The sequence below is a fragment of the Sanguibacter hominis ATCC BAA-789 genome, assembly GCF_012396185.1.
In the GTDB taxonomy this organism is placed as follows: domain Bacteria; phylum Actinomycetota; class Actinomycetes; order Actinomycetales; family Cellulomonadaceae; genus Flavimobilis; species Flavimobilis hominis.
Map to the genome: position 1 here is coordinate 158,068 of NZ_JAAXOW010000004.1, position 23,506 is coordinate 181,573.

General features: G+C 72.4%; 20 protein-coding genes and 1 riboswitch. Of the genes, 14 read left to right on the plus strand and 6 right to left on the minus strand.

The window, feature by feature from the left end:
- Window positions 1-35: 35 nt before the first annotated feature.
- Window positions 36-470: a MarR family winged helix-turn-helix transcriptional regulator gene (locus HF995_RS12120; RefSeq protein ID WP_168448066.1), complete on the plus strand. Its 435-nt coding sequence runs from the start codon at window positions 36-38 to the stop codon at window positions 468-470.
- Window positions 467-1,177, plus strand: a complete 711-nt coding sequence (locus tag HF995_RS12125; RefSeq protein WP_168448067.1) for an NAD(P)H-dependent oxidoreductase — start codon at window positions 467-469, stop codon at window positions 1,175-1,177. Before HF995_RS12120 ends, HF995_RS12125 begins: the two co-directional genes overlap by 4 nt.
- On the opposite strand, the gene HF995_RS12130 is transcribed toward HF995_RS12125, so the two are convergent.
- Window positions 1,174-3,756, minus strand: a complete 2,583-nt coding sequence (locus tag HF995_RS12130) for a DEAD/DEAH box helicase (protein ID WP_168448068.1) — start codon at window positions 3,754-3,756, stop codon at window positions 1,174-1,176. The two genes, HF995_RS12125 and HF995_RS12130, sit on opposite strands and share 4 nt — an antisense overlap.
- A 156-nt stretch (window positions 3,757-3,912) precedes the next feature.
- A riboswitch (SAM riboswitch) is annotated at window positions 3,913-4,020 on the plus strand.
- A 361-nt stretch (window positions 4,021-4,381) separates the two neighbouring features.
- Here HF995_RS12130 and HF995_RS12135 point away from each other — a divergent pair.
- From HF995_RS12135 to HF995_RS12170, 8 genes are all read left to right on the plus strand, one after another.
- On the plus strand, window positions 4,382-5,362 hold the full coding sequence (locus HF995_RS12135; protein ID WP_168448069.1) for an LLM class flavin-dependent oxidoreductase: 981 nt from the start codon (window positions 4,382-4,384) through the stop codon (window positions 5,360-5,362).
- 190 nt (window positions 5,363-5,552) lie between these two features.
- The gene (locus HF995_RS12140; protein WP_168448070.1) at window positions 5,553-7,418 is read left to right on the plus strand and encodes a ribonucleoside triphosphate reductase; all 1,866 of its coding nucleotides are present in this window, start codon (window positions 5,553-5,555) and stop codon (window positions 7,416-7,418) included.
- Window positions 7,415-8,134, plus strand: coding sequence for an anaerobic ribonucleoside-triphosphate reductase activating protein (locus tag HF995_RS12145; protein WP_168448071.1), 720 nt, complete (start codon window positions 7,415-7,417; stop codon window positions 8,132-8,134). Before HF995_RS12140 ends, HF995_RS12145 begins: the two co-directional genes overlap by 4 nt.
- Window positions 8,131-8,529 carry a VOC family protein gene (locus HF995_RS12150; RefSeq protein ID WP_168448072.1) on the plus strand — a complete coding sequence of 133 codons (399 nt, stop codon included), beginning with the start codon at window positions 8,131-8,133 and terminating at the stop codon, window positions 8,527-8,529. The genes HF995_RS12145 and HF995_RS12150 overlap by 4 nt, the downstream gene beginning before the upstream one ends.
- Window positions 8,530-8,754: 225 nt before the next feature.
- The gene (locus HF995_RS12155) at window positions 8,755-10,014 is read left to right on the plus strand and encodes an MFS transporter (RefSeq protein WP_286189603.1); all 1,260 of its coding nucleotides are present in this window, start codon (window positions 8,755-8,757) and stop codon (window positions 10,012-10,014) included.
- Between the two features lie 68 nt (window positions 10,015-10,082).
- Complete coding sequence (locus HF995_RS12160; RefSeq protein WP_168448073.1) at window positions 10,083-10,448, plus strand: PadR family transcriptional regulator; 366 nt, start codon at window positions 10,083-10,085, stop codon at window positions 10,446-10,448.
- Window positions 10,448-11,161 (plus strand): HAAS signaling domain-containing protein, encoded by a 714-nt coding sequence (locus HF995_RS12165; protein WP_168448074.1) that lies wholly within the window; start codon window positions 10,448-10,450, stop codon window positions 11,159-11,161. Before HF995_RS12160 ends, HF995_RS12165 begins: the two co-directional genes overlap by 1 nt.
- 118 nt (window positions 11,162-11,279) lie before the next feature.
- Window positions 11,280-12,551 carry an aspartate aminotransferase type Ic gene (locus tag HF995_RS12170; protein WP_210727456.1) on the plus strand — a complete coding sequence of 424 codons (1,272 nt, stop codon included), beginning with the start codon at window positions 11,280-11,282 and terminating at the stop codon, window positions 12,549-12,551.
- Between the two features lie 16 nt (window positions 12,552-12,567).
- Here the strand turns inward: HF995_RS12170 and HF995_RS12175 are convergent, their stop codons facing one another.
- The 4 genes from HF995_RS12175 to HF995_RS12190 form a co-directional block, all read right to left on the minus strand.
- Window positions 12,568-13,848, minus strand: coding sequence for a hypothetical protein (locus HF995_RS12175; RefSeq protein WP_168448075.1), 1,281 nt, complete (start codon window positions 13,846-13,848; stop codon window positions 12,568-12,570).
- Window positions 13,845-14,396, minus strand: a complete 552-nt coding sequence (locus HF995_RS12180; protein ID WP_168448076.1) for an RNA polymerase sigma factor — start codon at window positions 14,394-14,396, stop codon at window positions 13,845-13,847. Before HF995_RS12180 ends, HF995_RS12175 begins: the two co-directional genes overlap by 4 nt.
- A gap of 294 nt (window positions 14,397-14,690) precedes the next feature.
- The gene (locus tag HF995_RS13645; protein WP_210727457.1) at window positions 14,691-16,436 is read right to left on the minus strand and encodes a hypothetical protein; all 1,746 of its coding nucleotides are present in this window, start codon (window positions 16,434-16,436) and stop codon (window positions 14,691-14,693) included.
- Window positions 16,433-16,984, minus strand: coding sequence for an RNA polymerase sigma factor (locus tag HF995_RS12190; RefSeq protein ID WP_168448077.1), 552 nt, complete (start codon window positions 16,982-16,984; stop codon window positions 16,433-16,435). The genes HF995_RS13645 and HF995_RS12190 overlap by 4 nt, the downstream gene beginning before the upstream one ends.
- 323 nt (window positions 16,985-17,307) lie before the next feature.
- On the opposite strand from HF995_RS12190, the gene HF995_RS12195 reads away from it, so the two are divergent.
- The 4 genes from HF995_RS12195 (at window position 17,308) to HF995_RS12210 (ending at window position 22,935) form a co-directional block, all read left to right on the plus strand.
- The gene (locus HF995_RS12195) at window positions 17,308-17,697 is read left to right on the plus strand and encodes a phage holin family protein (RefSeq protein WP_168448078.1); all 390 of its coding nucleotides are present in this window, start codon (window positions 17,308-17,310) and stop codon (window positions 17,695-17,697) included.
- A 203-nt stretch (window positions 17,698-17,900) separates the two neighbouring features.
- A complete protein-coding gene (locus HF995_RS12200) occupies window positions 17,901-20,207 on the plus strand; it encodes a sodium-translocating pyrophosphatase (RefSeq protein WP_168448079.1) in 2,307 nt (768 codons plus the stop codon).
- A 147-nt stretch (window positions 20,208-20,354) separates the two neighbouring features.
- Window positions 20,355-21,335 (plus strand): hypothetical protein, encoded by a 981-nt coding sequence (locus HF995_RS12205; protein WP_168447941.1) that lies wholly within the window; start codon window positions 20,355-20,357, stop codon window positions 21,333-21,335.
- Window positions 21,336-21,363: 28 nt separating this feature from the next.
- Window positions 21,364-22,935, plus strand: coding sequence for a DUF7059 domain-containing protein (locus HF995_RS12210; protein ID WP_168448080.1), 1,572 nt, complete (start codon window positions 21,364-21,366; stop codon window positions 22,933-22,935).
- Between the two features lie 7 nt (window positions 22,936-22,942).
- On the opposite strand, the gene HF995_RS12215 is transcribed toward HF995_RS12210, so the two are convergent.
- On the minus strand, window positions 22,943-23,368 hold the full coding sequence (locus tag HF995_RS12215; protein WP_168448081.1) for a hypothetical protein: 426 nt from the start codon (window positions 23,366-23,368) through the stop codon (window positions 22,943-22,945).
- Window positions 23,369-23,506 lie beyond the last annotated feature (138 nt).

The window sequence follows — 23,506 nt, forward strand, 5'->3', positions numbered from 1 at the left end:
TTGACACTGCGCGTGTCAACGGGTTGACTTCGGGTATGAGCACACGCCTCACCTACTCGATCAACGAGCTCTCGACCGCGCTCGACGCGTACGCAGACCGCATCCTGCAGGCGCGTTGGGGAGTCACGATCAGCCAGTTCACCTTCCTCGCCGTGCTCGAGGAGGGGCAACCGATCGACGTCACCCACCTCGCCGAGTGTCTCGGCGTCACGAAGGCCGCGGTGAGCAAGCGTGTCCCCGTCCTCGTCGGCAAGGGCCTCGTGCAGACCCAGACCGATCCCGCGAACGCTCGACGGGTCGTCCTCACCCTCACCGAGGCAGGCCTGCGGCTCGCACGTGAGGCCGGGGACGTCCTCGAAGCTGAGTTCGAGGACATGTTCGTCGACCGCCCCGACCTCGACCTCGAGCGGATCCACGCTGACGTGCTCGCAATGCTCGGTACCGTCCTGTCCAAGGAGAGCGCGAGATGACCTCGACGACGCCACCCTCACCCGCCCGGACTTCGACCGCGCGACCCTCGATCCTCGTCGTCCTCGGTCACCCGCGCAGCGACAGCCTGTGCGGGGCGCTCGCAGACGCGTACGCCGATGGCGCGCGAGCCGCGGGCGCCGACGTCACCGTCCTGCGGCTCGGCGACACGGACTTCGACCTCGCGTCCCGCGAGCACAGCCTCCAGCGCTGGCTCGGCCCTGACCAGGAGCCGGCGCGCGAGACCGAGGTCGAGGCGATGATCACGGCGGTCCACGCGGCCGACCACATCGTGCTCGTGTTCCCGCAGTGGTGGGGCACCTACCCGGCCCTGCTCAAGGGGTGGATCGACCGGGTGATCTTGTCGAGGTCTGCGTTCTCCTACCGTGCAGGCTCGTCGCTCTGGGACAAGCACCTCACCGGTCGCACTGCACGCCTCATCATGACGATGGACAGCCCCGCGTGGTGGGACACCGTCCAGTACCGCCGTGCCGCACTCAGGTCGCTCACGCACGCCACGCTCGGCTACTGCGGCGTGCGGACGGTGGGAACGACTCGTCTCGCGCGGGTGCGCTTCTCCTCCGCCGAGTGCCGCGCCGCATGGATCGCCCGGGCCGAGCGCCAGGGTCGCACCGATGCCGCGCGGACGCCGAAGGTGAGCCGCACGCCAGCCAGGTTCGAGACGCTCCGACCCGGTCCGGTCGGCTAGCGGGCGGTTGTCGCCGCGTCGGGTCCGCCGTGCGGGCGCCGGTTCCGGCCGCGCCCCGGGTCGAGGTCGCCCTCCGCGCCCTCGCCGTCGCGCACACCGCGCGGGGCGGGGGTGCACGCGAGGACGACGTCGAGGAGCCGCACCGCCGCGTCCTTCTCGAGCGGGTTGTTCTGCGAGCCGCACTTGGGCGACTGGACGCACGCGGGGCAGCCGCTCGTGCACGGGCACGCGGCGATCGCGTCGCGCGTCGCGCGCAGCCAGGTCGCGCCCAGCTCGTAGCCGCGCTCGGCGAAGCCTGCGCCGCCGGGATAGGCGTCGTAGACGAAGACGGTCGCGTGCTCGGTGTCGACGTGCAGCGCGGTCGAGACCCCGCCGAGGTCCCAGCGGTCGCACGTCGCGAGGAGCGGCAGCAGCCCGATCGAGGCGTGCTCGGCGGCGTGCAGCGCGCCGGGAACCGTCTCGGCCGTGAGGCCGGCCGCCTCGAGGACCGCGGCAGGAGCGGTCCACCACACGGCGACGGTCGACAGGGTCCGCGGCGGCAGGTCGAGCTCTTGCGACCCGACGACCTCGAGCCCGGGCAGGCGCCGCTTCGTGAAGCTGATGACCTGCGTCGTCACGTCGACCTCGCCGACGCCCCACGTCACGGGCGCGGGACCGGAGTCCCACGTCCGCGAGCGAAGGGTGCTCTGCACGGCGATCGTCGTGACGTCGTGGGACCACGTGCCGTAGTCGACGTCGCGGCGTCGCACGAGCGCGACGTGGTCCTGCAGGTCGAGGTGGTCGACGACGAACGTCGCGCCCTGGTGCACGTACACGGCGCCGTCGTGCACGGACCCGTCCGCGGCGGGCTGGTCGATCGTGCCGAGCATGCGTCCGGTCGCCGCCTCGACGACGCGGACGGGCTGCCCGCCCGTGCCGCGCAGGTCGGTGAGCTGCGACGCGGGCTCGGGATGCGTCCAGAACCAGCCGCTCGGGCGGCGGCGCAGCGCGCCGCGCGCGGTGAGGACGTCGAGCACCTCGGCGGCGTGCGTGCCGAACGTGTCGCGCTCGTCGGGGCGCACGGGGAGCTCGGCGGCGGCGGCGCAGAGGTGCGGGGCGAGGACGTGCGGGTTCCCGGGGTCGAAGACGGTCGCCTCGAGCGGGGCGTCGAGGATCGCTTCGGGGTGGTGCACGAGGTACGTGTCGAGCGGGTCCTCGCGCGCGACGAAGACGACGAGCCCGTCGGCGCCGGCGCGCCCCGCGCGCCCGGCCTGCTGCCAGATCGACATGCGGGTACCGGGCCACCCGACGATGAGCACGGCGTCGAGCCCGGAGATGTCGACGCCGAGCTCGAGCGCGTTCGTCGTCGCGAGGGCGCGCAGCGCGCCCGTGCGGATCGCGTCCTCGAGCGCGCGGCGTTCCTCGGGGAGGTACCCGCCGCGGTAGGCGGCGACGGCGTGCTGCAGCGCGGGGTCGACGGCGTGCAGGGCGCGCTGGGCGCTCAGCGCGACGGACTCGGCGCCGCGGCGCGAGCGGGTGAACGCGAGGCTGCGGGCGCCCGCGCAGGTGAGGTCGGCGAGGAGGTCGGCGGCCTCGGCGGTCGCGGACCGCCGGGGACGGTCCTCGACCTCGGGAGTCTCGACCCACCACTCGTCGGTCCCGGTCGTGGCGCCGTCGGCGCCGGGTCCGGAGGGGGCGACGACCTGGAACCCGTCGATGCCGGAGTCGGCGGGCGGGAGCTCGGGCGGCTCCCACAGCACGAACGTGCGGGTGCCGGACGGCGCGGTGTTCTCGGTGACGGCGACGACGTCGCGCTCGTCCACCCCGACGAGGCGCGCGGCGCTGCGCGCGGGCTCGGCGGTCGTCGCGGACGCGACGAGGAAGACGGGCCCGGGACCGCCGGAGTAGTGCGCGCACAGGCGCTGGAGACGGCGCAGGACGAGCGAGACGTGCGCTCCGAAGACGCCGCGGAAGGCGTGCCCCTCGTCGACGACGACGTAGCGCAAGGAGCGTAGGAACCGCACCCAGCGGGCGTGGCTGGGGAGCATCGAGAAGTGCAGGAAGTCGGGGTTGGTCAGGACTGCGTCGGCGTGGTCCTGGACCCAGCGGCGCTCGGTGAACGGGGTGTCGCCGTCGCACGTCGCGACGCGGAGGTCGCGGACGTCGGCGGCGCGCAGGAGGCGTTCGACACCGCTGAGCTGGTCGGCGGCGAGCGCCTTGGTCGGGCACAGGTAGAGCACGGATCCGCGCGAGCGGACGTTCTCGATGCGGCTGAACGCGGCGGTGCCTTCCGCGGCGGCGAGGCTGTCGGCGCGCACGGAGGTGAGGGCGGGCAGCCAGAAGGCGAGCGACTTGCCTGAGCCGGTCGACGTGCCGAGCGCGGTGTGCCGGCCGTGCCACGCGGCGTCGGCTGCCTCGACCTGGTGGTGCCACGGGCGTTCGACGCCGAGCGCACGGTAGCCCGCGACGAGCGCAGGGTCCGCCCACGCGGGCCAGTCGGCGTGCACGCCCTCGCGGGCCGGCAGGTGGGCGATGTGCGTCGCGTTCTCGGCGCGGCGCCCTCCGGCGAGGAGGACGTCGAGGAGGTCGGGTGCGGGCACGGGGCCATCCTCGCACCAGCACCGTGCCGCCAGGTGTCCGCACCTCGGTCCAGGCGTGGACACCTGTTGACACCCCTGGACCCCGCGCCTAGATTGCGCAGTAATTCCGGAACGCAGGGTGTCAAACCAGGTGACCGGAAGGACTCGACAGGACAAGGTCACGAGTATCAGCGACAAGCCCCGGCTCGCTGGTCAGCAACCCTCCCGCGCGGTGGGGTGCTCCGGGTGAGGACCTGGCACCGGATCTCGGTGCAAGAGCGCAGCCGCGAGAGCGGTTCGGACAGGAGACACGCACGATGATGGCAGGACGGCTTCGCACACCCGCGTCGATCTCGCTCGCCCCTGTGATGTGTCCGACCTGTATGCCCTGCGGGTCCGTCGCCTGTTGTCCCCGCGACTGACCCGCTGAGGTCCGCCCACGGCGGACCCCTGCCGGCGACCGCCGTCGCGCTCCCGAGCGCGCACGTCGTCGCCTGACCGTCCTTCTCGGACACCGCCGATGCCGGCTCCTCAGGAGCCCCCGGCCGTTGCAGTCACCTCGGCGCACGCTGCGCACCGTCCCCCCTGACGACGTGAGTCCGTGGGGTCGGTGCTGCGCGCCGCCGTCACGCAGAGAGCGAAGACCATGACCTCGACCACCCCTTCTCGTCCCACGACCGCCGACCGTCAGATCCACCTGGGTATCGACCTCACGAGCGCGGGCGCGCGCCGCGTCACGAGCCGCGTGCCTGTCGCGTCGTTCGCGAGCGCGTTCGACGCCGAGCGTCTCGCCGACCTCGTCGCCGCGGCGCAGCGCGGCACCCTCGACTTCGTCGCGATCGACGACTCGTTCCGTCTCCAGCCCGAGACGGTCGGCCTGCTGCGCGGCCGCCTGGACGCGGCGGTCGTCGCGTCGCGCCTCGGGAAGGTCACGCACGGCGTGGGTCTCGTCGCGACGATCTCGCCCGAGGCGACCGAGCCGGAGCACGTCGCGACGGCGCTGCAGACGATCAGCCGGGTGTCCGGCGGCCGCGCAGGGTGGCAGGTCGACGGCAGCGCGCCCGACCGGTCGGTGACGGCCGTGACGCGGGCCGTGTCGTCGGTCGCGCCGACGGTCGTGCGCGTGCGCTCGGACGCTCAGCTCGAGCGTGCCGCCCGGCACGCGGACGTCCTGCGGATCGCCGCGACGGACCTCGACTCGGCGCTCGAGCAGCGCCGTCGGGCTCGGACGATCGCCGTCGAGGCGGGCCGTGCGGCTGACGACGTCCTCGTCCTCGTCGACGTGTATGCCGTCACGGGTCCGGACGCGGAGAGCGCGCAGGCGCGTGTCGAGCTGCTCGACGCGTTCGAGGGGACGGACGTCGTCGCGCAGCACTCCGACTCGCTCATCCACGTGGGGACGCCGCTCGACCTCGCGGAGCTTGCCGAGGCGTGGTTCGAGGCGGGTGCGGTCGACGGGTTCGTCGTGACGCCGTCGTCGCTCGTCGCGGACGTCGCGGGCCTGGTCGACGGCGTGGTGCCCGCGCTCCGGGCGAGCGGCGTGTTCCGCCGCGAGTACCCGGGGGCGACGCTGCGCGAGAGCCTCGCGCTCACGCCGTCGGGCGTGGGGGTCCTCGCCGGGGTGTGAGACGCGCTGCCTGCTGCCCTGCCCGGGCATCCCGGGCGGGGCAGCGGTGCGTGCGGGGGAGTTTCGCGCGTCGTTCTGCGGATGTGGGCGCGGCTGGGACTTTAGGCCCCTCCGCCACGCGGGTGCAGCAGAGCAGAATCAACATCTAGTGACAACGGTGTGACTCGACCACTAGATGTAGGGGAATCGAATGGCTCAGGCTGACGCAGCGACGCGGACCCAGGTCGACGTGGGGTCGACCATGCGCGAGTACCTGGACCGGACCGACTGGCGCGTCAACGCCAACGCCAACCAGGGTTACTCCCTCGGCGGCCTCATCCTCAACACCGCCGGCAAGGTCACCGCGAACTACTGGCTCTCCGAGGTGTACCGCCCCGAGGTCGGGCAGGCGCACCGCGACGGCGACCTGCACATCCACGACCTCGACGTGTTCGGCGGGTACTGCGCCGGCTGGTCCTTGCGCATGCTCCTGACGCAGGGCTTCAACGGCGTGCCGGGCAAGGTCGAGTCGAACCCGCCCAAGCACTTCAGCTCCGCCGTCGGGCAGATCGTCAACTTCCTCGGCACCATGCAGAACGAGTGGGCCGGCGCGCAGGCGTTCTCCTCGTTCGACACGTACATGGCGCCGTTCGTCCGCAAGGACGCGATGACCTACGACCAGGTCAAGCAGTGCGTCCAGGAGCTCATCTACAACCTCAACGTCCCCTCCCGCTGGGGCACGCAGACGCCGTTCACCAACCTCACGTTCGACTGGACCTGCCCCGAGGACCTCCGCGACCAGGTGCCGCTCGTCGACGACTCCCCGATGGACTTCACGTACGGCGAACTCCAGGCCGAGATGGACCTCATCAACCGCGCCTACATCGAGGTCATGACAGAGGGTGACGCGTCGGGCCGCGTCTTCACGTTCCCCATCCCGACCTACAACATCACCGAGGACTTCCCGTGGGAGTCCGAGAACGCGACGCGACTGTTCGAGATGACCGCGAAGTACGGGCTGCCGTACTTCCAGAACTTCCTCAACTCCGAGCTCGAGCCCGGGATGGTCCGCTCGATGTGCTGCCGCCTCCAGCTCGACCTGCGCGAGCTGCTCAAGCGCGGCAACGGACTGTTCGGGTCGGCCGAGCAGACCGGGTCGATCGGCGTCGTCACCGTGAACTGCGCACGCCTCGGATACCTGTTCCGCGGCGACGAGTCCGCGCTGGTCGCCCGGCTCGACGAGCTGATGGACCTCGCGAAGGAGTCGCTCGAGGTCAAGCGACAGGTGGTGCAGCACTACATCGACGAGGGCCTGTTCCCGTACACGCGCCGCTACCTCGGCAACCTCGACAACCACTTCTCGACGATCGGCGTCAACGGTCTCAACGAGATGGTCCGCAACTTCACCGCGACAGCCGAGCAGCCGCAGGGCGCTCTCGACATCACGGACGACGAGGGGCACGCGATGGCCGTGCGCATCCTCGACCACGTCCGCGCGCGCATGGTCGAGTTCCAGGAGGAGACGGGCCACCTCTACAACCTCGAGGCGACCCCCGCGGAGGGGACGACGTACCGCTTCGCGAAGGAGGACCGGGCGCGCTGGACGGACATCCTGCAGGCGGGCACCGAGTCGAACCCGTACTACACGAACTCCTCCCAGCTGCCGGCCGGGTTCACCGCCGACCCGTTCGAGGCGCTCGAACGGCAGGAGGAGCTGCAGGGCAAGTACACGGGCGGCACGGTGCTGCACCTGTACATGAGCGAGAAGATGAGCTCGGCGGACGCCGCGCGCGAGCTGGTGCACCGGTCCCTGCAGAACTTCCGCCTGCCGTACATCACCGTGACGCCGACGTTCTCGATCTGCCCGAACCACGGCTACCTCGCGGGCGAGCACCCGACGTGCCCGCGCTGCGCCGAGCGACGACCGGACGCCGAGCCGGTCGTGTGCGAGGTGTGGACGCGCGTCATGGGCTACCACCGGCCCGTGAGTTCGTTCAACATCGGGAAGAAGGGCGAGCACGCGGAACGGCAGTTCTTCACGGAGGAGCGGGCGCGAGCGCACCTGCGGTCAGCATGATCCTCGCGGACGACCTCAACGTCGCCGGCTTCGAGCCGTTCTCGTCCTGCGACTGGCCAGGTCGTCTCGTCGCGACGGTCTTCCTGCAGGGCTGCCCGTGGGACTGCGGCTACTGCCACAACGCGGCGATCATCGACCCGCGCGCGCAAGGTGAGTCGAGCTGGGCGGAGGTGCGCGCGGTCCTCGCGCGCCGTCGCGGACTGCTCGACGGCGTCGTCTTCTCGGGTGGTGAGCCGACCCGCCAGGCGGGGCTCGCCGCCGCGATGCGCGAGGTGCGCGCGGCCGGCTACGCCGTCGGGCTGCACACCGGGGGCGCGTACCCGCGCCGGGTGCGTGACCTCGCCGCGGAGGGTCTGCTCGACTGGGTCGGCCTCGACATCAAGGGCCCGCGCGACCGGTTCGACGCCGTCACGCGGAGGCCGGGCGGCGCCCGGCCGGCGTTCGAGACGCTCCGCGTCCTGCAGGAGGCCGGGGTGCCGATGCAGGTGCGCACGACGGTCGACCCGACCGTCCTCTCGCCCGACGACGTCGCGCGTCTGACCGCCGAGCTCGCCGAGGCCGGCGTCACCGACCACGTCCTGCAGGAGGTGCGCACGGACGGCGCCCGGCCCGAGTTCGTCGAGCGGTTCGCCGAGATGAGCCGTGCGTCGAACGGAGCGGCCGTGGTGCGGGCCGCCGGGCACGGACCGGCGCACCTCGACGTGGTCTCGTCGTGACGGTGCCCCGGCTGGCGATCGTCGTGATCGCGGTCGACGACGTGGATGCTGCCTCGACGTTCTGGGCCGCGCTCACGGGCCTGTCGGCAACCGAGCGCGTGCCGGGCGTGTTCGCGGAGCACGGGGCGCCTGACGGCGCGGGGCCCGGCGTCGCGTGGTACCGCCGGGAGTCCTATGTCGCCAACCTCGGCGCAGGGGTCGGGGACCTCGCCGCGGGCGAGGTCCACCCGGCGGAGCTGTACCTGCGCGTGGACGACGTCGCGCACGAGCTGGAGCGCGCCGTCGCGCTGGGCGCGGCCGAGCTGTCTCCCGCGGGCGCCCGACCGTGGGGTGAGACGGTCGCGTACGTGCGCGCCCCCGGCGGTGCCGTCGTCGCGCTCGCCACGGGACGCTGACGCGCCGCTGCTGCGGGTCCTTGCTCCGGGCCGGGCTTCCCTCACGTGGGCTCGCTCACACGCAGGGCCCCTGGTGGTACCCCCGTGCTAACGTCGTCGACGGTGCCCATCGGCACCCGATCGAGCGTGAGCCCTTCGCCATGACGGCGCGGTTCACCCACGGCGTGCATCACCTGCTCCTCGCAGCAAGGCGGCACCAGCCAGACCTTTTCTAGGAGCATCGAGTTGAGCACTGTCACGCCCGCGCGCCCCGACGCCCGCGTCACCACGACCGGCACCGAGCACGCCCCCACCCTGATCGCCGCGACCGGCCTCGGCTACTACCCGCTCGCGTTCGTCGCGCGCCTCCCGTTCGCGATGGTGGTCGTCGGTGTCCTCACGTACGTCGTCGCGGTGTCCGGGTCGGTCGCCGTCGGCGGCCTCGCGGCGGCTGCGGTCGGTGTCGGTGTCGTGATCGCCGGGCCGGTCGTCGGTGCGACGGTCGATCGTCGCGGCCAGCGCAAGGTCCTGCCTGCTGTTGCCCTCGCGAACGTCGTGGCGGTGCTCACGCTCGCGTTCGTCGTCGGTCAGGGCGTGTCGACGCCGGTCGTCGTGGCGTGCTCGTTCCTCGCGGGTGCCACGGTCCCGCAGGTCGCGCCGCTGTCGCGGACGCGGCTCGTGACGCTCGTCGGTGAGCGCGTCGCGCCGAGCCGACGCGTGACGACGTTCTCGCGGGTCATGTCTTACGAGTCGGCGATCGACGAGACGGCGTTCGTGGTCGGGCCGGTGCTCGTGGGTCTGCTCGCGGCGTGGGTTGCGCCGTGGCTGCCGCTCGTCGCGGCGGCGGGGCTGAGCCTGACGGCGGTCGTGGCGTTCGCGCTGCACCCGACGGGTGCGGTGCGCTCGCACGCGGCACGCGATGCTGAGCGGGCGCCGCTGAGCGAGGTCGTGCGGGTGCGTGTGCTGGTCGTCGTGACGGGTGCGTTCGCGGTCGGCCTGTTCTTCGGGACGACGCTGACGTCGCTCACCGCGCACATGGGTGTGCAGGGCCGTGCGGACGACGCGGGCCTGCTGTACGGCGCGCTGGGCCTCACGTCTGCGGCGCTCGCGCTGGGTGCGGCGGCGCTGCCGCGTGCGTTCGCGGCCCGGTGGCGGTGGGTCGGGTTCGCGGCCGTGATCGCGGCGTCGGCTGCGCTGTACGCGCAGCTCGGGGCTGCGGCGTCGCCGACGGCGGTGCTGCTGCTCATGGGTGTGGGCGTGGGGCCGGTGCTCGTGACGCTGTTGAGCATGGCGTCGGACCGCAGCCCGGTCGGGCGTGCGGCGACGACGATGACGCTCGCGACGGCGGCGCTGAGCCTCGCGCAGGCGCTCGCGTCGGCGCTGACGGGCCAGGTGGCGGAGCGTGTGGGTGTGTCGGCGGCGATGTGGCTGCCGTTCGCTGCGGCGGTGCTGCTGCTGGTGCTGGGTGGCGCGAACGTCGTCGTGGAGCGTCGCGCGCGGCGGTGACCGGGCCTGTGGCACTCGGCCGACGACGGTAGGTAGACAATCTGACTAGGTAGCGGTACGTTCTAGTCATGTCCGAGACCGCGTGGCCCGCCGAGTGGCTCCGCGGCGTCCTCGAACCCTGCGTCCTGCGGGTCCTCGCCGACGGCGCCACGTACGGCTACGCCATCGCTGAGAAGCTCGCGGACCTCGGCCTGGGCCGGCTCAAGGGCGGCACCCTCTACCCGCTGCTCGGACGCATGGAGGCCGCGGGCTACGTCACCGTCGAGTGGCGCGCTGGCGACGGCGGCCCCGGCCGCAAGTTCTACGAGCTCACCGCGGCCGGGCGCACCGCGCTCGCGGACGCGACCGCCCGCTGGGACCTCTTCACGACGACGACCCGTTCGATCCTCGCGCCCGCGCCCGACGGCCCGGACCACACCCCGGAGGTGCTCTGATGGCACACGCCCCCGACCTCGCGTCCCTCGCACCCCACGTCGACGACGCGTGGACCGACGAGTTCGTGGTCCGGCTGAGGCTGCGCGACGTTCCCGGCGACCGCATCGGCGACGCCCTCGCCGAGGTCGACGCCCACTGCGCCGACTCGGGAGAGGGCGCGCTCGAGGCGTTCGGCGACCCCGTCGAGTACGCCGACAGCCTCGACCTGCCCAGCGAGCCCGACGAGCCCGGCGTGCGTCGCACGCTCGCCGGCAGCGGCCTCCAGATCATCGGGCTCCTGCTCGCGCCGCAGGCCGTCGGAGCCCTCGCGACCGGCGAGGGCCTGCCCGTCTCGGCGGGCGGCGTGACCACGCTCGGCATCATGGTCGCCGTCCTCGCCGCGTTCGCGGTGCGGCACGACGCGGTGCTGCGGAGCATGATCGCGCGTCCCTGGCCGTGGTGCGTCGGGATCGGTCTCCTGGCCACGGCGTGCCTCCTGCCGATGCTGCTCTGGCAGACCCAGGTGGCCGACGTCGAACCGTGGGCCGGACTCGCCCTCGCCGTGGTGCTGCTCGCCGTGGGCGGCGTCGTCCAGGCGCGCGCCCTGGGCGCGGGGGACCCGGTCCTGCTGCCGGGCGACGAGCGCCCGGCGTCGCGCGTCGAGCCGGTCGTCTGGATGATGCCGGCTGCTGCCGTCGTGCTCAGCGCGTTCGCGTGGTTCGTCGCACGGTGACCTCCCCACCCAGGACGTGGGGTGGTCCCCTAGGATCGGACGTGGTCGCCCGGCGTCCTGCCGGACGGTCGCCGCACACCACGACCACCCGGGCCCCCACCGGTGAGAGGCGTCAGCGATGTCCACAGCGTTCGAGTCCATGAGCCCCGACGAGCTGGCCGCCGAGCGTGCGCGCCTCACGGCCGCCTACGCGGACCTGAAGGCGAAGAACCTCAGCCTGGACCTCACGCGTGGCAAGCCCGCGCCGGCGCAGCTCGACCTGTCGAACGACATGCTGAGCCTGCCGGGCGCGGACTTCCGCGACGGCAGCGGCCTCGACACGCGCAACTACGGCGGGACGCAGGGGCTCGCCGAGCTGCGCGAGATCTTCGCCGAGCTGCTCGCGATCCCCGTCGCGAACCTCGTCGCGGGCAACAACGCGAGCCTCGAGACCATGCACGACCTGCTCGTGTTCGCGACGCTCTACGGCACGCCCGACTCCCCGCGCCCCTGGGGCAAGGAGGAGAAGGTCCGGTGGCTCGCGCCCGTGCCCGGCTACGACCGGCACTTCGCGATCACCGAGCACCTCGGCTTCGAGATGGTCCCGGTCCCGCTGAACGCGGACGGGCCTGACGTGGAGGCCGTCGCGGCGCTCGTCGCGGCCGACCCGACGATCAAGGGCATGTGGACCGTCCCGACGTACGCGAACCCGACCGGCGCGGTCGTCTCGGAGGAGGTCGCTCGCGCGCTGCTGTCGATGCCGACCGCCGCACCGGACTTCCGCATCGTCTGGGACAACGCGTACGCGGTGCACACGCTCGTCGAGGAGGGCGCGCCCGCGCTGCCGATCGTCGACCTGGCCGCGCAGGAGGGCAACCCGAACCGCGTGTGGGCCGTCGCGTCGACGTCGAAGATCACCTTCGCAGGCGCGGGCGTGAGCTTCTTCGGGTCGTCCGCCGAGAACCTCGCCTGGTACCAGTCGCACTACTCGATCAAGTCGATCGGGCCCGACAAGGTGAACCAGCTGCGGCACGTCCGCTTCTTCCGGGACGCTGCGGGCGTCCGTGCCCACATGGCGAAGCACCGCGAGATCCTCGCCCCGAAGTTCGACGCAGTCCTCGCCATCCTCGATGAGCGCCTCGGTGCTGCGGGCGTCGCGACCTGGACACGTCCCGAGGGTGGTTACTTCATCAGCCTCGACGTCGTGCCCGGCACGGCGAAGCGCGTCGTCCAGCTCGCGAAGGAGGCCGGGATCTCGCTCACCGCGGCTGGCTCGGCCTTCCCGTATGGCAAGGACCCGGACGACAAGAACATCCGTCTCGCTCCGAGCTTCCCGTCGCTCGACGACGTCAAGGCCTGCATGGACGGCGTCGCGACGTGCGTCCTGCTCGCGGCAGCCGAAGCCGCCTGACCCTCCTCGACGCCGATCATCTGGACCCGTCCCCGACGAGCGTGATCGTCGTCGGGGGTGCGATGACGTGGAAGTCGACGTCCGGGCCGCCCGCGTGGGCGACGACGAGGACCTCGTAGTCGCCCGGCTCGAGGGGAGCGCCGTCCTGGCAGCGTGTCCCGGTGAGCTCGGGATAGAGGGTGCCCAGCGGGGTTGCGCCGTGGTGCTCGGCGTACGCGTCGCCCACCTCGTCCCGCCCGGACGAGAGGACCCACATGCCGCCCGGCACCGTGGTCTTCCGTCCTGAGACCACGTGCCCGTCCTTGACCAGGTAGGCCTCGACGTACCTCCCGACGTAGGTGGTCTCGTCCTCGGGGTCTGCCGCGAGCCGGACCTGGAGCGCGGACCTGATGACTGCACCGACCGGGACCGGCTCCTGCGCCGGGTCGACCGTGATGTCGAGCGGCCAGCCGGCTGCCTCAGCTACCGACTGAAGCTCGGGCGTGACCTGAGCGGTCGGGTCGGCGCACACCAGGCCGTGGTCAGCCCACCCGGTCGGCCGGAGCGGGATACCACTCTCGAGCGTGAGGGCGATCGCCTGGCTCCACAGGCGTACCTTCGGGACGCCGCGAGGACCGTAGTAGCTCGACGCCTGGCGCTCGGTCGAGTTCTCGGCGACCTCGGCGTCCAGGTATACGTACAGCTGGAACGGCACGCCCTCGGGGACGGGAGCGCCGTCGCACATCGTGGCCTCGAAGGGCAGGTTGAGGACCTCGGACACGTCACCCGTGCCAGCCCGGGCCTCGCTGTACCCGCTCGGCGCGCCCGTGTGCCCGCCGACGACGACGCCGTCCTGGACGAGCGCGTAGGAGAGGCCGTGCTCGAAGCCTGCGACGACATCGACCTCGGAGTCGTTGACGACGACGATCTGCGGGAGCTCTGTGACGGTCGTCGTGCCGGACGCCGTCGCGAGCCTGACCGGCTCGACCTTCGGCGGAACGAATGTCGAGCCGCACGTGGGCACTGTCTCTGCCACTGCCGGGGTGGTCTGCGCTGGCGGCACGGGCGTGGGGGCCACCCGTCCCACGTACTGCGTCACGCCGACGCTGGCCGCAGCGACCGCGGCGACCGTCGCGACGGCGGCGAGGTTGCGGGTGCGTGCGCGCCGGACGCGGAGCGCGGTGGCGCGGAGGCGGACGGACGACACCATCGCGTCGTCGGACAGGGTCGAGAAGCCAGCCTCCTCCTCGGCGGACGCGCCGATCGCCTCGAGGAGGTCGGGAAGGTCGGGGTGGTCGTCGTGGTGCCGCTGGTTCATCGCACGCCTCCGAGGGTGATCGTGTCGAGGTCGTCGAGGTGTGCGGCGGGCAGCGGGCCCACCATCCCCTCGAGCCGGGAGACAGCATCGGAGAGATAGCGCTTGACGGTCCCCACCGCGAGCGAGAGCTCGACGGCGATCTGCGCGACCGTCATGTCCTCGTAGAACCGGAGGACGACGCACGCCCGTTCGCGCGGACCCAGGGCAGCGAGCGCCCGCTGGACGTCGATGCGCACGGGAACCGTCTCGGGCGACGCGTCGCCCGTCGGTGGCTGCACGTCGGGTGTCACGACGAGGTGCCGCAGCGTCGCCCAGTGGCGGCGGCGCCGGAAGCCGTCGATGTACGTGTTGCGGATCGCCCGGCGTACGTATGCCTCGAGCGCGTCGACCTCGTCGGGGAGGCGCCGGCCCGCGAACACGGAGACGAGCGCGTCCTGGACGAGGTCTTCCGCCTCGCGAAGGTCGGAGCAGAGCAGGAAGGCATATGCCGTGAGCGCTCTGCGGCGTTGCCGCACGAGCGCCTCGAGTGCCTGCTCCCAGCCGCTCATCAGATCCCCTGTGCGTGTGTCGTCGTGCTGTCCGTCCTGCTGTCACAAGCCCAGACGAACGGTGGCCGGAAAAGGTTGGGGTCGCCTGGTGACGAGATCACGACGGGCTGCTGGCCGCGCCGAGGTCGGTGCGGCGGTCTGGCTCGGGGGAAATCAGACCGGTGCACCGACCCCGGCCTCGGGGGATGGGGTCCAGCTGCGGGGCAGGCCGGGCGGCACGCCCCCTGCGCGTGCCGCCCGATACCAGCCCTATCCCTCATATGTCGCGTGCATGCCCGGTCTTGCACTCCTGTCTCAGGAGATCTTGACCGACCCCAGGCGCCCGATCGACGTCTGCGTCGAGCCGCCTGCAGGAGTCACCTCGACCTGTGACCAGATCTCGTACGTGCCGGCCGGGAGCCGCTCGGAGGAGCCGCACACCTCAGAGGCAAGGTCCGCGGTCAGGTTCGCTGTCTCGCCCGGACCGAGGTCGATCGTGCGCTGGCTGCTCGCGATCGGCGTCGTCCCGACCGCTCCGACCACCCGGCCGTCGAGCGTGAGGACGGACTGGATCTCGCCCCCCAGCTGGCCGCGGAACGTGGTGCTCTGGTCCTCGTTGGTGACGACGGTCTCCACCTGGGAGGTCGTGTCACCGTTCACGAAGGTCTCGTCCGGCCGGCCGAGCGTGACCGCCGTGTCGGAGTAGCCCGGCACCACCGCGCCGCACTCGGGGAAGGTCGCGAGCGGGTCGCTCTCGGGAAGGACGGGAGCGTCCCCGAGCGTGATGTGCTCGCGCGGGGCGAACACGGAGAACTGGTAGTCGGGGACCCACATGCGCGCGACGACGAGCATCTCGTACTCGCCCGCGGCGAGCGGCTCGCCCGTCTGGCAGTCGACGCCGGAGATCTCCGGGTAGAAGGCATCGGCGGGCGTGGCGCCCGTCTCCTCGACGGTCGACGCCCAGAAGTCGGGCTTGCCGATGTACCAGGGGTCCTTCGCCGCCTTGGTGGCCCGTGCCGAGACGACCTTCCCGTCGCGGATCAGGTAGACCTCGACGTCCCCGCCGAAGTACGTGTCACCCTCGACGCTCGTGAGGTCGAGACGGACCTTGCGCGTGAGGACGTCCTCGAGGGCGAGCGCGTCCTGCGGCGGCGTGACCTCGGCGACGACGACGGGCTTGCCGTCCTTCTGCGGGTACTCGGGAGCGGTGATCTCGCTCGTCGGCATCGCGCACGAGAGGGCAAGGCTCTCCGAGCCTCCGACGGTGGGGCCGACGCGGACCTTCCACGGGCCGCCCCACACGCGCGGGCTCGACGGCTGGGCGCTCGCGTCGCTCGCCGGGTCGGTGAGCGACGCGTCGACGTAGGAGTAGACGTCGTACGTCCCGGCGACCTCGGTCTCCGGCCCGTCGCACATCGCGACGCCGGCGTGCTCGAGGGGCTCGCCGACGTCACCCGGCGAGAGGGTCTCCTCGCGATATGGCTCGGGCATCGCGTCGGTCGCGCCGACGACGACGCCGTCGCGCACGAGCACGTAGGCGGCGTAGCCGGTCGACCCGACCGTCACGGTGCTGTCGCCCTGGTTGGCGATCGCGACCTCGAAGAGGTCGTCGATGCTCTGGATGATGACCGGCGTGGCGTCGGCGGGGGACACGCTCGCGGCGTTGCCGTCGGCGTCCTCGACCGCGTTCGTCACGAGGCGCAGCGCGGTCGCGTGGTCGAGCTCGCCGACGGGTGCCCCGCACTCGGGGAACGCCGCGCCGGGCTCGATCGACGGCGTCTGGACGGGAGTCTGCGTCGCTGGCGGAGGGGGGACTGTCGCCCCGCCGATGTTCTGCGCGATGACGACGCCGCCCACGGCGATCGCGGCGACGCTCGCAGCGGCGACGAGCGCCCGGGAGCGCGTCTGGCGCCGGCGGGCAGCCGTGCCGTGCCGGCGTGCGGTCGCGAGGAGCGCTTCGGGCGTGCGGCCCGCGTGCGTCTCGGCAGCCGAGTCGGCAAGGGTGTTGAGGATGTCGGACAGGTGCTCCTGACGGGACCGGTCGCGGTCGTGGTGGTTCATCGGGCACCTCCGGGTGCTGCGTCGTCCAGGTCGTCGAGGTGGGCGTCCGCGAGCGGGCCCAGGTGCTGCTCGAGCCGTGCGACGGCGTCGTGCAGGTAGCGCTTGACGCTCCCGAGGCTCAGCGAGAGCTCCGAGGCGATCTGCGGCACGGTCATGTCCTCGTAGAAGCGCAGGACGACGCAGGCCCGCTCGCGCGGCGACAGCAGCGCGAGCGCGCGCTGCGCGTCGAGCCGCGCGGGGACGTGGTCGACCGTCGCGACGTCCGACGGCGGCTGCGACACGGGTGCGACGTGCAGGTGGCGCACGGTCGCCCAGCGCTTGCGACGGCGGAAGCCGTCGATGTACGTGTTGCGGATCGTGCGGCGCACGTACGCCTCGGCGCTCCGCACGTCGTCGGGCCCTCGACGCCGCGTGTACGCAGCGATGAGCGCGTCCTGGACGAGGTCCTCGGCCTCGGCGAGATCCCCGGTGAGGAGGAACGCCGAGGAGACGAGGGCGGACGTCCGGGTCCGCACGAGGTCTTCGAGCGCCTCTTCCCAGCTGGTCATGCCTGTCATGGTCCCCCTCGGTGCGTAGATCTTGGCGCTCGGAGCCGAGGACGCGCCGTCCGTGCCGTCGTCGGGGGCGGCAGGCACCGCTCTCAACGTCGGACGTCGCGCGTCCCGGGCGCCCGGCCACGCAGCGGGGGGCGTCGGACCTGCGTCCGCTGCTCCTGCTTGCACGGTGTGCCTCCCTGTCCTGGCGGGCGCGTCGTCTCCGTCGGCCCGGTGGGCGCCCTGGTGGGTGCCTCTACCGGGTATGACGTCTGCCGCGCGCAGATCGTTGGGGGCGCGGTGTTCCCGTCGTGGGTGCCGAGGGCTACGGTCGGAGCATGGTCCGGTTCTTCGTCCGAGTCGCGGTGTTTGTCCTGTCTGCGGCGCTCGGCCTTCTCGTGGCTTCCCTGCTGATCGACGGCGTCCACGTGACGTGGCGCGGCTACGTCGTGACGGTGATCGTGTTCGCGATCCTGCAGTCGGTGCTGACGCCCTTCATCGGGAAGATGGCGGACCGGTACGCGCCGGCGTTCGTGGGCGGCGTCGGCCTCGTGTCGACGTTCGTCGCGCTGCTCGTCACGAGCCTGCTGCGGGACGCGCTGACGATCCGTGGTGGCGTGACGACCTGGGTCGTGGCGACGCTGGTCGTCTGGCTGGTCACGGCCCTGGCCACGGTCTTGCTGCCGAAGGTGTTCGTGGTCAAGAGGATCCGCGACCGGGACCGCTGACCCGCTCCCGCCTCGACGGGGCTCGCGGGTCACAGGTTGATCACGCCCGGGGTTGCGGCTGAACGTTTCGTCCCCGATGAGTAGGCTGACGGCAACCCGGACGACGATGGGGTCGTTCGGGCCTTCGCACCTTCCCGCCCGGCACGGCTCCGGCCGCGCCTGAGGCGCACGGTGCGCTGACCGCCGCACGTCGAGGAGGACGCATGCAGCTCGGAAGCGCCAGCCTGACCATCGTCACCGTGATCGCCGTCGTCGCGATCCTCGCGCTCGTCGTCGCGGTGGTCCTCAGAAGGCAGGTCCTCGCCGCAGGCGAGGGCACACCGCGGATGCAGGAGATCGCCCTCGCGATCCAGGAAGGTGCCTCGGCCTATCTCAACCGTCAGTTCCGCACGCTCCTGCTGTTCGCGGTGATCGTGTTCGGCCTGCTCTTCCTGCTCCCCGGTGACGCAGGCGTGCGGGTCGGTCGATCGGTCGCGTTCCTGTTCGGGGCAGGCTTCTCGGCGGCGATCGGCTACCTCGGCATGTGGCTCGCGGTGCGCGCGAACCTGCGAGTCGCGGCGTCGGCCCAGGTGGCTGGCTCGGTCGACGCGCGCCGCGCGGAGGGTGCACGGATCGCGTTCCGCACGGGCGGCGTCGTCGGCATGAGCGTGGTCGGTCTCGGCCTGCTCGGTGCGTGCGCGGTCGTGCTCGTCTACCGTGCGGACGCGCCGGCCGTGCTCGAGGGCTTCGGCTTCGGCGCGGCGCTCCTCGCGATGTTCATGCGCGTGGGCGGGGGCATCTTCACCAAGGCGGCCGACGTCGGCGCCGACCTGGTCGGCAAGGTCGAGCAGGGCATCCCCGAGGACGACCCGCGCAACGCGGCGACGATCGCCGACAACGTCGGGGACAACGTCGGCGACTGTGCCGGCATGGCAGCGGACCTGTTCGAGTCGTACGCCGTGATGCTCGTCGCGGCCCTCATCCTCGGCAAGGCCGTGTTCGGTGAGCAGGGCCTCGTGTTCCCGCTCATCGTCACGGCCGTCGGTGCGCTCGTCGCGGTGCTCGGCGTCGCGATCACGCGCGTCCGCCCCGGCGAGGGCGGTCTGCGCGCGATCTACCGAGGCTTCTACCTGTCGGCGCTCGCGGGCGCCGTGCTCGCGAGCATCGCCGCGTTCCTGTACCTCCCGTCGAGCTTCGGTGCGATCGAGGGAGTCGCCGCCGATCTCGCGGGCAGGTCAGGGGACCCGCGCCTGATGACGTCGGGTGCTGTCGTCATCGGTGTGCTGCTCGCGGGCGTGATCCTGTGGGTCACCGGCTACTTCACGGGCACGACGTCGAAGCCCACGCTGCACGTCGCCCGCACCTCTCAGACGGGCGCGGCGACGGTCGTGCTCTCGGGTATCGGCGTCGGGTTCGAGTCGGCCGTGTACACGGCGGGCATCATCGCCGCCGCGATCTGCGGCGCGTTCCTCATCGCGGGCGGCTCGGTGTGGCTCGCGCTGTTCCTCATCGCGCTCGCGGGCTGCGGGCTGCTGACGACGGTCGGCGTGATCGTCGCGATGGACACGTTCGGGCCTGTCTCGGACAACGCGCAGGGCATCGCCGAGATGAGCGGCGACGTCGACGCCGAGGGTGCGCAGATCCTCACCGACCTCGATGCTGTGGGCAACACGACGAAGGCCATCACGAAGGGCATCGCGATAGCGACCGCGGTGCTCGCCGCGACCGCGCTGTTCGGGTCGTACGCGGACGCCGTCGCCACGGCGCTTCGCGACGTCGAGAACCCGGTGGGGGAGGACGGCATCGTCGCCGCGCTCCTGAGCTACCAGATCATCTCGCCGATCACGCTCGTCGGCGTGATCCTCGGCGGTGCGACCGTCTTCCTGTTCTCGGGCCTCGCGATCGACGCCGTGACGCGCGCGGCGGGCGCGATCGTGTTCGAGGTGCGGCGTCAGTTCCGCCACCACCCGGGGATCATGACCGGCGAGGAGCGGCCCGAGTACGGGCGGGTCGTGGACATCTGCACGCGAGACTCGCTGCGCGAGCTCGCGACGCCCGGCCTGCTCGCGGCGTTCGCACCGATCGCCGTCGGCTTCGGTCTCGGTGTCGGCCCGCTCGCGGGCTTCCTCGCCGGGGCGATCGGCACGGGCGTGCTCATGGCGGTGTTCCTCGCGAACGCGGGCGGTGCGTGGGACAACGCGAAGAAGATCGTCGAGGACGGCGCGTACGGCGGGAAGAACTCTGCGGCGCACGCGGCCGTCGTCATCGGTGACACGGTCGGCGACCCGTTCAAGGACACGGCCGGCCCGGCGATCAACCCGCTCATCAAGGTCATGAACCTCGTGTCCGTGCTGATCGCGCCCGCGGTCGTCGCGATGAGCGTCCCGGCGGACGCCAACCACGTCCTGCGTGTCGCGGTCGCGACGGTCGCCGCGCTCATCGCGATGGGTGCGGTCGTCTGGTCGCGCCTGCGTGCGGCCAGCGTCGACGAGCAGGGCGAGCTTGAGCACGACATGGGCTTGCCGGTCTGACCAGCGGGAGCGGGTGCAGGGGCATAGGTCGCTGCACCCGTCTCTCGACTCGCGGGAGACGCGCCCTTACGGGAAGATGCGTCCGGGACTCCGTTCGGGGGCCTTTGTGGTGCTGTGCGATGCGGCACCTCCCTGTCAGGAGAACCGATGGCTTACCGTTTCAACCCCGCTCCCGGATGGCCCGTGCCCCCTCAGGGATGGGTGCCGCCGGAGGGCTGGGTCCCCGATCCTGCGTGGCCTCCGGCCCCCGCCGGTTGGAACTTCTGGCTGGAGGTGCCCGACGCCGCGGCGCCCGTGAGCCCGGCCGCCGCGCCGCAGCCCACCGCGCCGCAGCCCACCACGCCGATGCCGCCGCCTGCAGCCACGAGCCCCGCGTCGGCGAACCCCGCGATGACCACGCCGATGCCCGCCGTCGCACCGGCGCCTCCTGCGGGTGGAGGGATGCCGCCGCAGGCGGCGCCCGCGAGTGTCCCTTACGCGCAGTACAACCACGTGCCTGCTGCAGGCTCGGCGAGCCAGCCGGGCCTCGTCCAGGAGCGTCGCCGCCGCAGCCCGCTCGTGTGGCTCGTGCCGCTCGTCCTCCTCCTCGTCGGTGGCGTGGCCTGGGGAGTCATCGCGCTCCTGAGCGGCCCCGACGACAAGCCGACGGACTCCGCGGCACCGACGGTGACCGCGACCGCCACACCGACGCCCGACCCGGCGACGACCCCGCCGCCGGCGGAGAACCCCGCCCCAGAGCCGCCCCCGACCGAGGCCACGCCGACGGAAGCCCCTCCCGCAGGTGGGGACGATCAGGCCGCGACCACGGCGTTCTGCCCTGCGGCGCTGTCGCTCTACACGGCGTTCGGCCAGGCCACGTCGACCGAGACGGTCGCCGAGTTCATCGCGATCTACGAGCCTGCCGTCGCTGTGATGCCGCAGGCTGCCCCGCCTGCCGAGATCGCGGAGGCGTGGGCGTTCAAGCACACGAACGACACCGAGATGATCGCTGCGATCAAGGCGGGCGATCAGTCGCTCAAGCCGATCGACGCCTACATGTCGTTCCAGATCCAGGCCGCGCTCGAGGGCGACGAGTTCGTGACGCAGGAGACGGCGCTGACGGAGTTCGTCTCCGACCGCTGCTACTGACAGGCCCGCACGAGGGCAGGATGGACCTGTGAGCCATCCTCCGATCCTCGACGTCGACGCTGCCCCTGACCTTCTTGCGCGCCTGCGCGCCGATCTCGCCGCTGCCGACTACACGGTCGCCGGGGTCCAGGCGCTGCTCGGTCCGCTCGCGTTCGACGCGCTGCACCGCGAGGAGGCGCTGCCTGCGCGCCGCGTCCTGCGCGGCGTGCTCGACGCGGCGGGGACGGCCCCTGCCGACGCGGACCGCCGCCGTGCAGCGCTCGCCGCGGTGTTCTTCCTCGGCGACTCGGTCGCGCGCGACGCGCTCGCGCTCGCGTTGCCCACCCTCGGGCTCGAGGGCGCACGAGCTCTCGGCCTGACCCGCGACGTCGGCCCGGACCGGGTGCGCGCCCGGTTCGACCTGCGGCCCTACGCAGCCGACGACGCCGCGGGGCACCTCGACTGGTGGCTCGCCTCCGACCTGGGCGAGCTCGCGACCGGTGCCGGCCTCGAGCCGGACCACGTCCTCGGTGCGGGCGGTGCGTCCCTCACGCTCGCGCAGGTGACTGCGCGCCGTCCGGTCGGCCGGGTCCTGGACCTCGGAACGGGCTGCGGCATCCAGGCTCTGCACGCGTCCCGGCACGCCCGGCAGGTGGTGGGCACGGACATCTCGGAAGCGGCGCTCGCCTTCGCGCGGTTCAACGCGGCGCTCAACGAGGTCGACCTCGAGCTGCGCGAGGGCTCGATGCTCGAGCCCGTCGCAGGGGAGGTGTTCGACCTCGTCGTCTCGAACCCGCCCTTCGTCATCACGCCGCGTGCGTCGGCGGGCGTCGAGATGTTCGAGTACCGCGACGGGGGCCGGTCGGGCGACGACCTCGTCCGGGACCTCGTCCTCACCGTGGGGAGCGTGCTCGCGCCGGGCGGCGTCGTGCAGATGCTCGGCAACTGGGAGCACCGCCGTGGACAGGACTGGGCGGACCGGGTGGGCGGCTGGCTCGACGCCGCCGGGCTCGACGGCTGGGTGATCCAGCGCGAGGTCCTCGACCCGGCGCAGTACGCGGAGACGTGGCTGCGCGACGGCGGCACCACGCCCGAGCGCGACCCGGAGGGCTTCGCGTCGATGTACACGGCGTGGCTCGAGGACTTCGAGTCGCGCGACGTCGAGGCGGTCGGCTTCGGCATCGTCTACCTGCGACGCCCCGCCGACGGACGGGTGACGCTGCGGCGCCTCGAGGAGCACACGGGTTCGGTGCACCAGCCGCTCGGCGAGCACCTCGCGGCGTCGGTCGCGGCGCACGACTGGCTCGAGGCTCGGGACGACGACGCGCTCCTCGCGGAGCACCTCGTCGTCGCGCCGGACGTCACCGAGGAGCGGTACCTCACGCCGGGTCAGGACGACCCGAACGTCGTGATCGTGCGGCAAGGCGGGGGTCTCGGGCGGGGCGTGCACGCGTCGACAGCCCTCGCGGCCCTCGTCGGTGTGTGCGACGGCGAGCTGAGCGTCGGCCAGATCGTCGGCGCGATCGCCTCACTGTTCGACGTCGACGCCTCCGAGCTTGCGGCCGACGTGCTGCCGGGGGTGCGCGGGCTGGTCCGCGACCTCTTCCTCACCCCGGCCTGATGTGGGCTCAAGGCCGTTCGGGATCCGCGCCCCGGTCGGCGAACCCTCGCTCACCCGGACCTCGCGCGCCGGGGGCTCCGTCGCCGTGCCCCTGGGAGTCCATGCCTGGACGTTCGCGCCACCCTTCGCGATGCTCGGACGCGGCAGACGCGGGTTCGCGATCGTCGAGGCCTGCCCCGAGCAGGTAGCCGCCGCCGAGGCCGAGGAGCCCGGCCGTGATGGCAACGGTCAGCGCTGAGGCGATCGGGCGTCGGGTGAGCGTCTGCGCGGCCCTGCCGCTTCCGCGTGGTGCGTCGTCGCCCTGGGGCGAGAAGGCGGGGGCTGCGGAGTCCTGACCGGAAGCCGCAGCAGGAGGGCTCAGGGGCACATCGCGGCCGGGGTCGCTCTCGGGAGCGGGCGTCACGTCGGGTCGGGTGGTGTCGTCGGCGGTCATCTCCGCGTCCTCTCTCTCGTGGGCCTTCATCGTGCTGGGCGGACCTGGGAGCGAGATCTGGCTGCCCTGTGCGGGTGCTGGGATCCTCACCTAGCCTCGCGGTGTGGACCTGCGCGTGATGACGAACGCCGTCCGGAC